General features: G+C 67.8%; 13 protein-coding genes. 4 read left to right on the top strand and 9 right to left on the bottom strand.

All coding sequences use genetic code 11. The features are described from left to right. Positions 1-43 precede the first annotated feature (43 nt). From IB257_RS12930 to IB257_RS12905, 6 genes are read right to left on the bottom strand one after another with little or no spacing between them, the layout of a single operon-like run. Positions 44-2179 carry an acetate--CoA ligase family protein gene (locus IB257_RS12930; RefSeq protein ID WP_192492390.1) on the bottom strand — a complete coding sequence of 712 codons (2136 nt, stop codon included), beginning with the start codon at positions 2177-2179 and terminating at the stop codon, positions 44-46. Beyond that, positions 2176-2673 (bottom strand): MaoC/PaaZ C-terminal domain-containing protein, encoded by a 498-nt coding sequence (locus IB257_RS12925; RefSeq protein ID WP_054451838.1) that lies wholly within the window; start codon positions 2671-2673, stop codon positions 2176-2178. The genes IB257_RS12930 and IB257_RS12925 overlap by 4 nt, the downstream gene beginning before the upstream one ends. Next, positions 2670-3419, bottom strand: a complete 750-nt coding sequence (locus IB257_RS12920; RefSeq protein WP_054452294.1) for an SDR family NAD(P)-dependent oxidoreductase — start codon at positions 3417-3419, stop codon at positions 2670-2672. Before IB257_RS12920 ends, IB257_RS12925 begins: the two co-directional genes overlap by 4 nt. A 60-nt stretch (positions 3420-3479) precedes the next feature. Next, a complete protein-coding gene (locus IB257_RS12915) occupies positions 3480-4445 on the bottom strand; it encodes a tripartite tricarboxylate transporter substrate binding protein (RefSeq protein WP_192492389.1) in 966 nt (321 codons plus the stop codon). A 22-nt stretch (positions 4446-4467) separates the two neighbouring features. Continuing rightward, a complete protein-coding gene (locus IB257_RS12910) occupies positions 4468-5931 on the bottom strand; it encodes an aldehyde dehydrogenase (RefSeq protein ID WP_175160293.1) in 1464 nt (487 codons plus the stop codon). A gap of 11 nt (positions 5932-5942) precedes the next feature. Continuing rightward, positions 5943-7136 (bottom strand): iron-containing alcohol dehydrogenase family protein, encoded by a 1194-nt coding sequence (locus IB257_RS12905; RefSeq protein ID WP_192492388.1) that lies wholly within the window; start codon positions 7134-7136, stop codon positions 5943-5945. A gap of 80 nt (positions 7137-7216) precedes the next feature. Between IB257_RS12905 and IB257_RS12900 the strand changes: the two genes are divergently transcribed. The 4 genes from IB257_RS12900 to IB257_RS12885 all read left to right on the top strand — a co-directional run bounded on the left by IB257_RS12900 (position 7217) and on the right by IB257_RS12885 (position 11439). Further along, positions 7217-8038 (top strand): IclR family transcriptional regulator, encoded by an 822-nt coding sequence (locus IB257_RS12900; RefSeq protein WP_054451842.1) that lies wholly within the window; start codon positions 7217-7219, stop codon positions 8036-8038. Then, positions 8035-9054, top strand: coding sequence for a nitronate monooxygenase family protein (locus tag IB257_RS12895; RefSeq protein WP_082400790.1), 1020 nt, complete (start codon positions 8035-8037; stop codon positions 9052-9054). Before IB257_RS12900 ends, IB257_RS12895 begins: the two co-directional genes overlap by 4 nt. Positions 9055-9311: 257 nt before the next feature. Further along, positions 9312-10283, top strand: a complete 972-nt coding sequence (locus IB257_RS12890) for a tripartite tricarboxylate transporter substrate binding protein (RefSeq protein WP_054451843.1) — start codon at positions 9312-9314, stop codon at positions 10281-10283. Between the two features lie 4 nt (positions 10284-10287). Continuing rightward, a complete protein-coding gene (locus IB257_RS12885) occupies positions 10288-11439 on the top strand; it encodes an acyl-CoA dehydrogenase family protein (protein ID WP_192492387.1) in 1152 nt (383 codons plus the stop codon). A gap of 18 nt (positions 11440-11457) precedes the next feature. Here the strand turns inward: IB257_RS12885 and IB257_RS12880 are convergent, their stop codons facing one another. The 3 genes from IB257_RS12880 to IB257_RS12870 all read right to left on the bottom strand — a co-directional run bounded on the left by IB257_RS12880 (position 11458) and on the right by IB257_RS12870 (position 14486). After that, positions 11458-12396, bottom strand: coding sequence for a VOC family protein (locus tag IB257_RS12880; protein ID WP_225588897.1), 939 nt, complete (start codon positions 12394-12396; stop codon positions 11458-11460). Positions 12397-12443: 47 nt separating this feature from the next. Continuing rightward, positions 12444-13430: a tripartite tricarboxylate transporter substrate binding protein gene (locus IB257_RS12875; RefSeq protein ID WP_082400792.1), complete on the bottom strand. Its 987-nt coding sequence runs from the start codon at positions 13428-13430 to the stop codon at positions 12444-12446. 69 nt (positions 13431-13499) lie between these two features. Continuing rightward, positions 13500-14486, bottom strand: a complete 987-nt coding sequence (locus IB257_RS12870; protein WP_158598586.1) for a tripartite tricarboxylate transporter substrate binding protein — start codon at positions 14484-14486, stop codon at positions 13500-13502. Positions 14487-14494 lie beyond the last annotated feature (8 nt).

Genomic DNA, 14494 nt, shown 5'->3' with positions numbered 1-14494 from the left:
CCGTGTTTTTTTCCGGGCAGCGGACGGCCGCTGCGCCGGCCTGCTATTCGATGACGGCGTCCAGCGCCACCACGCCGCGCCCTTCGTCCAATACCACCAGCGGGTTGACCTCCAGCGATTGCACGTCGTCTCCCAGCGCCGTGAACAAGGCCGCGATGCGCAGCACGGCATCCACCAGGGCCGCCCTGTCGCGCGCCGGCAGGCCGCGATGGCTGGCCAGGCGGCGCGCGATGCGCGTTTGGTCCAGCGCGCGCTCGATCTGCTTGCGGCTGGCCGGCAGATGGCAGCGCGCCACGTCGGCCTCGACCTCCACCCACACGCCGCCCGCGCCCACGCTCAGCACCGGGCCGAAGACCTCGTCGCGATGCAGGCCCACCAGCATTTCCACGCCGTCGACCACCATCTCCGACACCAGCACGCCGCGGATGGCCGCGACGGGCACCTGATGCCGCGCCGCGTTCGCGACAATGTTCTCGAAAGCCTGCCGCACTTCGGCTTCATCTCGCAGCCGCAGCTGCACGCCGCCGATCTCGCTCTTGTGCAGCACGCCGTCGGCCACCAGCTTGAGCGCCACCGGAAAACCGATGGCGCACGCGGCTGCCGCCGCCTCTTGCGCCGTGGCCGCCTGGGATTCGCGGGGCGCGCGCACGCCGTACTGCGCCAGCAGCGCCTTGGCCTGCGCTTCATTGCAGGGCAGCGTTACGACAGGCGCGGCCGCCGGCAGGCCTGCGGGCGGCGCGTCCGGCGCCTCGTCGGCCCCCAGGTCCGCGTACGCGCTGACGCGCTTGAGCGCCTGCATGGCGTTGCGCAGGCTGTAGACCGGCGCGAATCCTTCCTGGATCAGAAGGTCGTGCGCCGGCCCGCGGCGGCTGCTCATCCAGACGGGCACGAAGGCCTTGGCGCCGCCCTGTGCGACCGCCAGCATGTTGCGCACCAGCCCTTCGGTACTGGCCGAATAATTGGAGGTGATGGGATAGAGCACGGCGTCCACGCCCGGGTCCGCAAACAGCGGCGCCAGGCAGCGCCGCGCCAGATCCGGGTCGGTCAGCGCCTTGGTGGTCAGGTCCACGGGATTGGTCAGGGCCGCGTAGGCGGGCGCGTGCCGCGCCATCTCGGCCACGGTTTCATCCGCCAGCGCGGCCATGGCCAGCCCGGCTTCGCCCACCTTGTCGGCCGATAGCACGCCCGCGCCGCCCGACGATGAATACACGCAGATGTTGCGCAGGCGGCGCACGCCCACGCGCGATATCAGGCTGGCGACGTCCAGCAGTTCGTCCAGGTCTTCGACGCGGATGACGCCGTACTGCGAGAACACCGCGTCGTTGACGGCATCCTCGCCCGCCAGCGAGGCAGTATGCGATTGCGCCGCCTTCTTGCCGAAATCCGAGCGGCCGATCTTCAGCGCGATCAGCGGCTTGCCCGCGCGGCGCGCGGCCGCCGCCGCCGCAATGAAACGCGGGCCGCTGCGTATGCCTTCCATCACGGTGCAGATCAGGTCGGTTCCCGGGTCATGCGCCAGCCAGTTGATGAAGTCCGCGCTGTCCAGGTCCAGTTCGTTGCCGGTGGAGAACCAGCGCGAAAAGCACACGCCGCGCTCGTTGCCCTGCATGAGCGAACGGCCCAGGCCGCCGCCCTGCGTCACCAGGCCGATGCGCGAGAGTTTTCCCGTCCTGCCGTCGTTGCGGAATTCGGTGGAAAAGGTCAGGCCCAGGCGCGGCGCCAGCATGGTCATGCCCGCGCAGTTGGGACCGTACAGGCGCATGCCGCTGCGCTGCGCCAGCGCCAGCATCTCGGCCTCGACCGTGCGCCCCGCTACGCCCAGCTCCGCGAAACCGCCCGTGAACACGATGACGTAGCGCACGCCCTTGGCGGCGCAGGCGCGCAGCGTGGCGACGGCGGATTCGGCCGGCACCAGCAGCAAGGCCACGTCGATACCTTGCACCGGCACCGCGTCCACGCTGGCATGCAAGGGTTTGCCGAAGAGTTCGCCGCCCTTGGGGTTGACCAGGTGCACCTCGCCGTCGAAATCCGAGTGCTCCAGCACGTTGACCACGGTGGTGTGGCCCAGCGTGCCAGGCTTGCTGGAGGCGCCCACGATCATGACCGAACGCGGCCGCGTCAGCTCCACCAGATCGTCGAAGCGGACGTTGGGATCAAACTGGGAAGGACTGGCGCTCATGCGGCCTCCGGTCGGCATTTCATCAGGGTGGTCCATTCCGACTCCACCACGACCTCGCCGTTCTGGTTCTTCACCGTGCGCAGCATGGTCACGCGGCCCGTGCCGGGGCGCTTCTGCGACAGCGTCTTCTCGCCTATGCTCAATTCGACATGGATGGTGTCGCCGATGAGCACGGGCTTGCGCCACACGCAGCGCAGTTCGGTCAGCGCCAGCCGGGTGCCGTCCATCAGGCGGTACACCGGCATGCGGGTGGTCAGGCCCGACGCGATGGCCAGGGTCAGCATGCCGTGCGCGGCGCGCTGGCCGAAGGGATGGCTGGCGGCGAATACGGCATCCGTGTGCAGCGCGTTGTAGTCGCCGGACAGCCCGGCGAACTGCACCACATCCGCTTCGGTGACCGTGCGGCGCGGACTTTCCCAGGACTGCCCGGACGCCAGGTCCTCGAAGTACAGGCGGCGGCCCAGATGTTCGTCCAGATCGAATGGCGTGCTCATGCGTAACGCCCTCCCGTCACGTGCACGGTCTCGCCCGTGGTGAAGCCGGCCAGGCGCGATGCCAGGAAGGCTACCGTCGCGGCCACATCGGCCGGGTCGCCCAGCCGGCCGACCGGCGTGTTGGTCTTGGCGCGTTCGGTCAGCTCTTGGTAGTCGGGGCGCTTCTGCATGCGCGGCGTCGAAATGACGCCCGGGGCGACCGCGTTGGCGGTGATGCCGAACTTGCCGGACTCCAGCGCCAACGAACGGGTAAAGCCGATCAGCCCGGCCTTGGCGGCCGAGTAGTTGGTCTGCCCGGGATTTCCCAGATGGGCGCGCGAGGCGATGTTGATGACGCGGCCGAAGCGCTGTTCCATCATCAGCGGCAGCACTGCGCGCGAGCAATGGAATGCCCCTTGCAGCGTCACGTCCAGCACCGCGTGCCAATCTTCCTCGGACATCTTGGTCAGATAACGGTCGCGCGCGAAGCCCGCGTTGTTGACCAGGATATCCACCTTTTTCCAGCGCTCGACCGCCTGCTGCACGGCGCGGCCGACCTCGTCCTTGTTGGTCACGTCGGCGCGCACGCCCAGGACGTTCCCGCCCAAGGCAGACAATTCGGCGCAGGCGGATTCGATCGCCTCTTCATTGGCGTCGCACACCACCACATTGCAGCCTTCCTGCACGAAGCGCCTGGCCATTGCCATGCCCAGCGTGCCCGCGCCGCCCGTGATGAAAGCGGTGCAACCCTTCAGTTCCAGATCCATGATGCCATTCCATTCGAGTTTCATTGTTCCTGCCGCGCCGGGCCCGCCCGGGCCCGGCGTTCAATCGACCTGCAGCCGCGCCTTCTCCACCAGAGCCTGGGCGCCGGCCCTCTCCTTGGCCCAGAAGACCGCGAAGGCTTCGGGCGTGCTGCCCACCAGCGGCGTGTAGATGCGCGCGAAGCGTTCCTGCACTTCGGGCATCTTCAGGGTGTCGCGCAAGGCCTTGGAGAACTTGTCGACGATGGGTTGGGGCGTGCCCGCCGGCATGACCACGGCCTGCCAGGTCGTCACTTTGAAGCCGGGCACGCCGGACTCGGCCACCGTGGGCACGTCGGGCATGTCCGCCACGCGCTGGTCGCCGCTGACGGCAAGGGCGCGCAGCGCGCCTTCCTTGATGAAGGGCGCGGTGGTGGAGCGGCTGTCCACCATGAAGGACAGGCGCCCGGCGATCAGGTCCTGCAGCGCGGGCGCGCTGCCCTTGTAAGGCACGTGCGTCATGGGCGCGTTCAGGGCCAGCGACAGCGCGGCGCCCGCCACGTGCATGGAACTGCCGTGCCCGGCGGACCCGTACGACAACCCCGCGTCGGGCTTCTTCGCCGCCTGCACCAGGTCCTGCATGGTCTGGAATGGCGACGACTTCGGCACCACCACAACCAGCGGCGAATCGGTCAATTGCGTGACCGGCACAAAGGCCTTGCCCGGATCGACCTGCACGCCCTTGTAGAGATAAGTGTTGATGGCCAGCGGCCCGACGTTGGCCCACAGCGCCGTGTAGCCGTCGGGTTCGGCCGTGGCCACGGCCTGGTTGGCGATGTTGCCGTTGGCGCCGGGCTTGTAGATCGGCACCACGGGCTGGCCGAGCTTTTTGGATAGCTCGTCCTGCACCATCTTGAACGCGATGTCCGAAGCGCCCCCGGGCGCGAAACCGATGACCATGCGCAGCGGACGGTCGGGCCATTCCGCGTGCGCGCCGGCCGCCAGCATGCAGGCGGCCAGGCCCGAGGCCAGCTTGACGATGAACTTCATGTTGTCTCCTGTGGGCGCCACGCTAGATCGTGGTGTCGTACTTGACGTTCTTGAGCTGGGTGTTTTCGTAGATGGCTTCCAGCCCGCGTTCCTTGCCGATGCCAGACTGCTTGTAGCCGCCAAACGGCGCATCGAACGACGTCCGCAGGCCGGTGTTGATGGCCACGCTGCCCGACTGCAGGCCGCGCGCCATGCGCAGGGCGCGGCCGCCGTCGCGCGTGTACAGCACCGCGGCCAGCCCGTAGCGCGTGTCGTTGGCGATGCGCAAGGCGTCGGCTTCGTCGCGAAAGCCGATCACGGATTGCACCGGGCCGAAGATCTCGTCCTGCGCGCTCTGCATGCGCGCATGGGAGTTCAGCAGCAGCGTGGGCGGCACGAAGTAGCCCTTGGCCGTGTCGCCTTCCAGCTTCATGTTGCCGTAATGGACGGGCTGCGCGCCCTCTTCCCGCGCCAGCGCCACGTACTTCTCGACGCGCTGCTTCTGGGCCGCGCTGACCAGGGGGCCCATCTCGGTCGCTGGGTCCGCGGGCGAGCCGATGCGCACGGCGTCCAGGCGCTGCTGCAGCAGGCCAAGGAATTCCTCGCGCACGGAATCCTGTACCAGCAGGCGCGTGCAGGCGATGCAGACCTGGCCGGAATTCTTGATGATGTCGCCCGCGGCCACGGCCGCCGCCTTGTCCAGCGGCGCGTCCTCGAACACGATCAGCGGCGACTTGCCGCCCAGCTCCAGCGTGACGCGCTTGACGTCGGCGGCCGCGGACGCCTGGATACGCGCGCCGGTCACGGTGCCCCCGGTGAACGACACCCGTGATACCAGCGGATGAGTGACCAGCCGTTCGCCCACCGTGGCGCCGGGACCGTTGACCACGTTGATCACGCCGGGCGGAAAGCCGGCTTCCTCGAACAAGCGCGCCAGCGCCATGCTGGACAGCGGCGTCACTTCCGAGGGCTTGAGGATCACCGTATTGCCCGCGGCCAGCGCCGGACCGAGCTTGTTGACGGTCAGCGTCATCGGGTAATTCCACGGCATGATGAGCGCGCACACGCCCAGCGGCTCGCGTATCGTGAAATTGAGCACGTCGGCATTGCCCACCGGTATGGTCTCGCCGCGCAGGGCCGGAATGATGCCCGCGAAGTACTCCAGCGACGCCGGCATGCCCTTGAGCGAATCCAGCGAATGCGTAATGGGCTTGCCCACGTTCAGCGTTTCGATCCAGGCGAGCTTTTCGCGGTCGCGCTCGAACAGGTCGGCCAGGCGCCGCAGCAGCTTGCCGCGCTGCGCCGGCGTGGTCTTGCGCCAGTGCGTTTCAAAGGCGGTGTGCGCAGCCTGCACGGCGGCGTCCACATCTGCCGCCGAGGCTTCGTGCACGCTGGCGAGCACCTGCGCCGTGGCCGGGTTGCAGGTATCGAACGTGCGGCCTTCGGCGCCAGCGCGCCAGTTTTCCCCGATCAGCAGTTCATAGGGGCGGGAATCGATGACATCCATGCGGGCGCTCCTTACGCGGCCATTTGCAGATATAGGGATTGGATTTCTTCCGGCGCGAGTACGCGCGGATTGATGGGCATGGACGCGCTCAGCATGGCCTGGCTGGCCAGCTGAGCGGCGTCCTGCTCAGACAGCGCCAAGCCGGAAAAGCGCAGGGGAATGTCCGCCAGCCGCGCCAGCGACTCGACCGCCTCGATCAGGGCCAGGGCGTCCTGTTGTTCGTCGCTCGTCGCGGCTATGCCCAGCGCGCGGGCGGCCTCGGCGTAAGGCGCGGCGGCGGTCTGCGCCGTGTGGCGCGCCACCACGCTGAAGATCGGACCCAGCACTTCCGCATGCGCCATGTGGACGCGCGACTCCAGCGGCGTGCACATGGCGTGCACGGCGTCCACCTTGCTCATGCCGATGGCCAGGCCCGCCATATATGCGCCCATCTGCATGTCGGCGCGCGCGCGCAGGCTGTCCGGGGCGCGCAGCACGTCGGGCAGCGCCCGCATGCACAGGCGCAGGGCCTGCAAGGCCATGGCCTTGCCGACAGGGGAAGGATCGGTATTGATCCAGGCGCCCAGCGCATGCAGCACGGCGTCGAAGCCGCCCTGCGCGGTGGGGCGCGGCGGCAGGCTGAGCGTAAGCTCGGGCTGCAGCGCCACCAGCGCCGGACGGGCGCGCAAGGAACGGTACAGGCGCTTGCGCCCGTCGTCGCCCTGGATCAGCGCGGCCGAGCTGCTTTCGCTGCCGGTGCCCGAAGTCGTGGGCACGGCGATGAAGAGCGGATCGGCGGGATCGGCGGCGGCGTTCAGCCAGGCTTGCCCACACGGCGCCTGCAATTCGTCGGCATCGAACCCGCCCGCCAGGCAGGCGTAGACCGCCTTGGCCACGTCGATGGCGCTGCCCCCGCCCACCGCCAGCACGCTGGCGCAGCCCTGCTCGCGCGCCACGTGCAGCGCGGCCCGCACCTGGTCCATGGCGGGATTGGGCACCACGCCGTCATAGACATGCCATTGCAGTCCCGGCATGGCGGCAAGCGCCGCTTCGACCGCGGCGCCCGTTGCGCCCCAGGTGCCGGCATCGGTCACCACCAGCGGCAGGCGCAGGCGCGCGCCCGCGGCCGCCAAGGTTCTGGCCAGGGCCTTCCCGCCCCAATGGCAAACGCCAGGCCAGGACATCACGCCCTGGGCCTGTGGCGCACAATCCTGCTGACCGCTCATTCGTCCTCCTGATCTTGCATAATTTGCTATGCGAATTTATAATTCATTTAGTGAATTGATCATAAAAAAGGAGCTTGCCCATGTCAAGAGCCTCGCCTCGCGCGCCCAAGAACGACGCCACCGAAGATTCCGCGGAACCCGACCGCCAATTCGTCACCGCGCTGGCCCGCGGGCTGGACATCCTGCGCTGCTTCAGCGCCGAACGGCGCATGCTGGGCACGACGGAACTGGCCCATCTGACCGGCCTGGCCCAGCCCACGGTCTGGCGGCTGTGCCATACCCTGCAAAAGACGGGATTCCTGGCCGCCGTGCCAGGCAAGGACAAGCTGCAACTTGGTATCGCCGCCATCGCGCTGGGCGGCGCGGCGCTGGCGGGGCAGGAAGCGCTGGACATCATCCGGCCCATGTTGCAGGCGCTGGCCGACCGCTATCAGGTCGCGGTGGCGCTGGGACGGCGCGACGGCGACAGCATCGTCTACCTGCTGCGCTGCCAGGGAAATTCGCCGCTGCTGATGAATCTGCGCGTGGGTTCGCGCATACCGCTGTTCCATAGCGCGATCGGCTGGGCCTACCTGGCCTGCTGCTCGCCCGAGGAACGCGAGGCCCTGCTGCAAGAGGCCCGCGCATCCGGCAAGGCCGGCGATGCCACGGAGCAACAGGCCATTGCCGACGCTATCGCCCGGTATCCGGAGCGCGGCTTCGTCTATCACGAGCGCCCCGCCTATCAGATCAACACCGTCGCCGCCGCCATCGAGCTGCCCGCCGGCGAACGCTACGTGGTCAGCTGCGGCGGCCCGGCGGCGCTGCTGCCCCGGCAACTGATGCTCGATGAAGCCGGGCCCACGCTACGGCAGTTGGCGCATGAACTGCAGCCCATCCTGCTGATGGGGAGGCACGTGTGACCCAGCCTCTTGCTCCGGCCATTCCGCAACGCTGGCCCACCCGCATCACCGAACTGATGGGCATACGCTGGCCGTTGCTGCTGGGCGGCATGATGTGGCTGTCGGATGCGCGGCTGGTCGCCGCCATGGTGCGCGCAGGCGGCATGGGTTTCATGACCGCGCGCAGCTCACGCACGGACCAGGACTTCCGGCAGGCGCTGCGCGATTGCGGCGAACTGACGGGCGGCCTGCCGTTCGGCGTCAACCTCACGCTGTCGCGCCGCGCGGCCAATAACGAGTCCATGCTGACGCGGCTGCGCATCGCGCTCGACGCGGGCGTGCGCCTGTTCGAAACGGCGGGCCTGCCGCCCACGCCGCTGCTGCCCGCGCTGCGCGAGGCTGGCGCCATCGTCATCCACAAGTGCGCGCATGTACGCCATGCCGTCGCGGCGCAGAACATGGGCGTGGACGCAGTCACGCTGGTCGGCATGGAAGAAGGCGGCCACCCCGGCAGCAACCAGCTGCCCACCTTCCTCAACGGCGCCTATGCCCTGGAACAGCTGCGCATTCCGCTGGCGCTGGGCGGCGGCATCGGCCACGGCCGGCAGATCGCCGCGGCGCTGGCCCTGGGCGCCGACGCCGTGGTGATGGGCAGCGTCTTCACGCCAGCGCAGGAGACCCCGGCGCACGCCGCGTACAAGCAGCGCGTGGTCGACACCAGCGAGCACGGCACCCGCGCCGTGCTCGGCAGCCTGGGCGACACCTGGCGCATTCTCGACAACGAAAACGCCCGCAAGGTCGCCGCGCTGGAACAGGCGGGCGCCAGCAGCTACGCGGACTTCGGCGAACTGATCAGCGGCGAACGCACCCAGGCCCTCGCCTATCAGGCGGGCCAGCATGAAGAAGGCATGCTGTCCATGGGCCCGGCGGTGGGCTTTGCCCGCGGCATAGAACCCGTGGAAAGCATCGTCCTGCGGCTGCAGCGGGAATGCGTGCAGGCCAGCGCGCGCTTCATGCGCATGGTCGATTCCGCCTGATTTCCCGCCCGTGCCAACGGGCCGTTCCACACCCCTCGCATCCCTGCCCCGCCCTGCGCGCGGCAGGGATTTTTCATGCGCCTGCGCGAACAGATCTGGCATCGGGCCGCAAGCCCGTTATTGCGGCGCTCCCGAGGCCGCAGTATCATCAATTCATTAAACGAATTATTAATTCGCAATGCGAATAACAAACGGATCACCCAAGAATCCGTCCGCGCAACGCAAGCGCGCTCAACCCAGAAAAACAGGAGACAGGAATGAAGTTCAGCAAGATGGTTGCGGCAGCCCTGCTGGCCGCGGGATTCGCGACGGCGGCCTCGGCCGCGGAATGGCCGGACAAGCCGATACGCGCGGTGATCGGTTTTGCGCCCGGGGGACCTTCCGACATCGCGTTCAAGATGATGCAGGACGAGCTGAGCAAGAAGCTCGGCCAGCCCGTCATCCCGGAATACAAGCCTGGCGCCAACGGCAATCTCTCGCTGCTGGCCGCGGCCAGCGCGCCCGCCGACGGCTACACCATCCTCTGGACCAATGCGGCCACCATCGCCGTCAACCAGTACCTGTACAAGGACCTGAAGATCGACCCGGCCCAGGCCTTCGCGCCCGTCGCGCAACTGACCGATTCGCCGCTGGTGGTGGTGGTGCCCAAGGATTCGCCCTACCAGACCATGGCGGACCTGATCAAGGCGATCAAGGCGGACAAGCAGGCGACGATCACCTACGGATCGCCGGGCTACGGCAGTTCGGCGCACACCGCGGCGTCCTCGCTCGCGCTGGCCTTGAACACCAAGCTCACGCACGTGCCGTACAAGGGCAGCGCGCCCGCGCTGCAGGACCTGGTCGCCGGACGGTTGACCTTCATGATCGACAGCCGCTCCAGTTCCCTGCCCTACATCAAGGACGGCATGCTGCGCCCCCTGGCGGTCAGCGGCGCCACCCGCGTCAAGGATCTGCCGGACCTGCCCACCATCGCCGAGTCCGGCGTCCCGGGCTTCAAGGTCACCACCTGGCAGGCCGTGGTCGTCCCCGCCGGCACGCCCAAGCCCATCATCGACAAGCTGGCCCGGGCGCTGGAAGAAACCGCCGCCATGCCCATCGTGCAGGAACGCTTCGAACGCATCGCCACCCCGCTGGTCAGCAGTTCGCCCGAAGCGTTCGCCAAATTCTGGGCGGAGCACCGCGAGGTCACCCGCGACCTGGTGGAACGCGCCAACCTGAAGCTGGAGTAAACGCATGAGCAACATCGACCTGACGCCCGAACAACAGGAGCTGCAGCACAGCATCCGCCGCTTCATGCTGGCGGAAGTGGCGCCCATCGTCGCGCAGCACGAAAAGGCGCGGACCTTTCCGTTCGAACTCATGCCCAAGCTGGCGGAGCTGGGCTACCTGGGCGGCAACCTGCCCGAAGACCAGGGCGGACACGGCATCGACATGCCCACCTGGGCCATGATGATGGAAGAGCTGGGCTACCACTGGCTGTCGCTGCGCACCATCGTCAACATCACCAACGGCTCCATCAAGCGCCTGGCCGCCCACGGTTCGCCGGCGCAGAAAGAGAAGTACCTCAAGCCGCTCATGGCCGGCCGCCTCAAGGCCTGCACCGGCCTGACGGAGCCGAACACCGGCTCCAACATCGCCGGCATCCAGACGCGGGCCGACCTGGTTGGCGACGAGTGGGTGCTGAACGGCCGCAAGCTGTGGATCACCAACGGCTGCGACGCGGACTTCGCCATGGTGGTGGCGCGCACCTACAGCCCCACCTGCGAAGGCAAGCTGTCGACCTTCATCGTCGAACGTGCGTTGGCCAACTATGACGTGCGCAAGCTCGACACCATGGTGCTGCGCTGCACCGGCACGGCCGAACTGGGCTTCGCCGACGTGCGCATCCCCAAGGAAAACCTGGTCGGCGTCGAAGGCGCGGCCCTCGCCGGCACGCTCAAGGGCCTGGATGCCGCGCGCCTGAACATCGCCATGGGCGCCGTCGGCGCCGCGCAGGCGGCCCTGGACATGTCCATCGACTACGCGAAACAGCGCGAACAGTTCGGCCGCCCCATCGGCAGCTTCCAGCTGGTGCAGAAGCACATCGTAGACATGACGCTCCGCGTCGAAGCGGCGCGCGCCCTGGGCATGCGCGCGGCCCATGCGCTGGAAGCGGGCAAGGACGTGCGCCAGGCCTGCTCCATCGCCAAGCTCTACGCCACCGAGGCCGCCCACGAAGTGGCCAACATGGCGCTGCAAGTGCATGGCGGGCTGGGCTACTCGGAGGAATATCCGATCGAGCGCATCTTCCGGGATACGCGTGGCGGCATGATTCCCGAAGGCACGACGGAGATCCAGACGCTGATCGCGGGGCGGGAGATCCTGGGGATGAACGCGATAGCCTGACGGGCGGAGCGCCAGCCCTCAGCCATCCCGCTCATGATTGGTGATGAAGTCCGGCGGCAACGCCGGGCCCCACACATACAGCGAATCCTCCGGCGGATAATCCCCCGACGGCCACTTCTGCCCTTCGGCGATAAAGTCGATGTCGTACGAATACTCGGCGTAGCTGCCCCAGGGATCGCGCACGTAGCGGAAATAGTTTGAACCCAGCACATGCCGGCCCACGCCCCAGCCGTCCGCATACCCCGCCGCGCCCATCTGCTCCATGCCTTGCCCCACCGCATCGATGGACGGCACGCACCAGCTGCTGTGATGCAGGCCCAGGCCATGCGACTTGGCCAATGCGATCAGGTGATGGTCGCTGCCGTGCGGACTGTGGATGAAGGCGATGGCATCGCCCGAGGTATCCGACACGCGCAGTCCAAGCGCATCCACGTAGAAGCGCGTGGCCCGAACCACGTCGGCGCTGAACAACAGGATGTGCGACAGATACAGCGGCCGCACCTGCCGCACCTGGCTGCGCGCGGGCGCGCGGCCGGCGCCGCCGCTGGCCTGTGGCGGCTCTTGCGGCGCGGGGGCCGACGGTGAAGACTTGGCTGCAATCCGCAATTGCAGAGCCAGCCCGTCGGGCGCCTCAATCCAGAGCCCTGCGGGGTCGGCGTCCTGCGGCGCATCGCGGCGGGCGATACCCAGGCGGTCCAGATGCACGGCGAACCGTTCCAGGTCGTCCGCGTGGATCCCCATGCTCACCCACAGCAGACGCTTGCGTACGCCCTTCAAGATGCGCGCCCAGCGGTGCGGATGGCCATGGGTGTACAACGCCAGGCAGCCGCCTTCATCCCGCACATCCAGGCCGAAACTCGAATAAAAGCGCCTGGCCTCTTCGAGATCGGGAACGCTGAACACGAACTCGTCCACCGAGTGCACGGCGAGCGGCGCTGTCTGCGCATTGGATTGCATGTCTGTCTCCAAGAATCTTGTTCTGGTTGCGGCAGGCTGCCCTGCGCTCATTGCTCGACGGCGACCTTCTGCGCCAGACCCTGGTACAGCGCCGTCTCCGTCTGGTAAAAGTCCCGCATGTCCGCCACCGAGTTCTGCGCCACCAGCTCCATACCCGTGGAAACAACATACTCGCGAAACGCGGCATCTTCCATGGCCTGGACGATCGCGCGGTTCAGGCTGGCAACGGTCGCGTCCGGCGTCTTGGCCGGCACCAGAAAGGCGATCCACGTGCCGTACACGAAATCCCGCAACTTTTCGCTGGATGCGGACAAGGGCGGCACTTGGGGCAGCCTGGGACTAGGTGCGGCGCCGGTCGTTGCGTAGGCCCGTATGCGGCCGGACTCGATCAGGTCCAGCGTCGACCCGCCCAGCGGCAGGAAGCTCAGTTCTATCTGCCCGCCCATCAGGTCCTGCGTGACGGGCGGAACGCCCCGGTAGACGACGTGGTTGAGCTTGAACTGGCTTTGCCGCGCCCATTGCTCGCCCAATAGGTGGATCATCGAGCCCGGACCGATATGTCCGAAGTTCAGTCCCTTGTCTCCCTGGGCCTGCGCCAGTTGGGTCAGTTCGCCCAGGTTCTTGGCCGCGACCGCGTTGCCGCCGGTCAGGATGTAGGGCAGCCGCGCCACCACCGCCACCGCGCGCAGGTTCTCCGCCCGGTACTTCACATGCTGCATCGTGGCCGGGGTCAGGATGGGTTCGGTCTGGGACGCGATCAACAGCATGCGTCCGTCCGCAGGCGCATTCAGCACCCGTTGCGTGCCGATGGAACCGCCCGCCCCGGGTTGGTTCTCGACGATGATGGTCCTGCCCAGCGCGGCCTGCAGCAGCGGCTGCAGCTTGCGCGCCACGCCGTCGGTGGGATTGCCCACCGGCTGCGGAACGACGATGGAGACGGGCGGCGCGTCGGCCTGGGCTTGCGCGTTCGCGCACGCCAGGATGCCGATCAGGAACTGCAGACTCGCGGCCACGCCGCTACGCAGTGCTTTCATTGCAGGCCTTTCTGGTTGGACTCGTTGGAAAGCCAAAGCTGCCGGGGATCTGGAATCCCCGCCACGGCATCACTCAAGTTGCAGGCGCGACACCATGGGGCCGAACTGGACGAACTGACTTTTCAGCAAAGCGCTCATCTGCTCGGGACTGGAACCGCTGGCCTCGGCGCCCAGTTCGGCTAGGCGCTGGCGGATGGCGGGCTGCTGAACGGCCTTGGACACCGCCTGGCCGATACGCGCCACGACGGCGTCGGGCGTCTGCGCCGGGGCGAGCAAGCCGTTCCAGCCCTCGGTATCGATGCCGGTAAAACCCAGTTCGCTGACAGTGGGCGTGTCCGGCAGGGACGGCGAGCGCTGCGGCGAGGTGACCGCCAGCGCGGTCAAGGATCCGGCCCGGATGTCGCTCAGCGACGAAGACAATTGGTCGCCGCCCATCTGGATGCGGCCCGCCAGCATTTCGCCCTTCAAGGGCGCAGCACCCTTGAAGGGCACGTGCGTCATCGACGCGCCCGTCTGTTCCTGGAACCACATGCCGAACACGTGAATGTACGAACCGGGTCCCGTGGAACCGTAGGCGTAGTGGGTCGAAGGATTCTTTTTGAGCAGTTCCGCGAATTCCTTCAGGTTGCGGGCCGGCACCGAAGGCGTGGAAGTGATGACCAGCGGCACGTTGGCCACCACGCTCACGCTGCGCAGGTCGGCCAAGGGATCGAAGTTCAGCCGCTTCGCGCCCTGCGCCACCAGGGCGGCCAACGGATAGGAGATGTTGGCCATCAATACGGTATAGCCGTCGGGCGCCGCCTTGGCGACGGCATCGGCGCCCAGCAGCCCGCCCACGCCCGGACGGTTCTCGACCACCACCGGCTGCCCCAGCTCTTGCGACATGGGCGTTGCGATCAGCCGCGCGATCAGGTCGGTGGTTCCTCCGGCGGCAAACGGCACCACGATCTTCACCGGCCGCGCCGGCCAATCCGCCGCGCTGGCCACGCCCAGGCTGGACGCCAGGCCTGCGGCCAGCAACAGCCTGGCCCAACGACGCCGGGCGGGATTGCTCACGGACGACT

It is taken from the genome of Achromobacter sp. ACM03 (assembly GCF_014851665.1).
GTDB classification, from domain to species: Bacteria; Pseudomonadota; Gammaproteobacteria; order Burkholderiales; family Burkholderiaceae_B; genus Achromobacter; species Achromobacter aegrifaciens.
This window is presented reverse-complemented; position numbering and strand designations above follow the sequence as displayed.

Coding starts and splice junctions, on each gene's coding strand:
- IB257_RS12930 (WP_192492390.1), bottom strand. CDS start 2,179: ATGAGCGCCAGTCCTTCCCAGTTTGATCCCAACGTCCGCTTCGACGAT.
- IB257_RS12925 (WP_054451838.1), bottom strand. CDS start 2,673: ATGAGCACGCCATTCGATCTGGACGAACATCTGGGCCGCCGCCTGTAC.
- IB257_RS12920 (WP_054452294.1), bottom strand. CDS start 3,419: ATGGATCTGGAACTGAAGGGTTGCACCGCTTTCATCACGGGCGGCGCG.
- IB257_RS12915 (WP_192492389.1), bottom strand. CDS start 4,445: ATGAAGTTCATCGTCAAGCTGGCCTCGGGCCTGGCCGCCTGCATGCTG.
- IB257_RS12910 (WP_175160293.1), bottom strand. CDS start 5,931: ATGGATGTCATCGATTCCCGCCCCTATGAACTGCTGATCGGGGAAAAC.
- IB257_RS12905 (WP_192492388.1), bottom strand. CDS start 7,136: ATGAGCGGTCAGCAGGATTGTGCGCCACAGGCCCAGGGCGTGATGTCC.
- IB257_RS12900 (WP_054451842.1), top strand. CDS start 7,217: ATGTCAAGAGCCTCGCCTCGCGCGCCCAAGAACGACGCCACCGAAGAT.
- IB257_RS12890 (WP_054451843.1), top strand. CDS start 9,312: ATGAAGTTCAGCAAGATGGTTGCGGCAGCCCTGCTGGCCGCGGGATTC.
- IB257_RS12885 (WP_192492387.1), top strand. CDS start 10,288: ATGAGCAACATCGACCTGACGCCCGAACAACAGGAGCTGCAGCACAGC.
- IB257_RS12880 (WP_225588897.1), bottom strand. CDS start 12,396: ATGCAATCCAATGCGCAGACAGCGCCGCTCGCCGTGCACTCGGTGGAC.
- IB257_RS12875 (WP_082400792.1), bottom strand. CDS start 13,430: ATGAAAGCACTGCGTAGCGGCGTGGCCGCGAGTCTGCAGTTCCTGATC.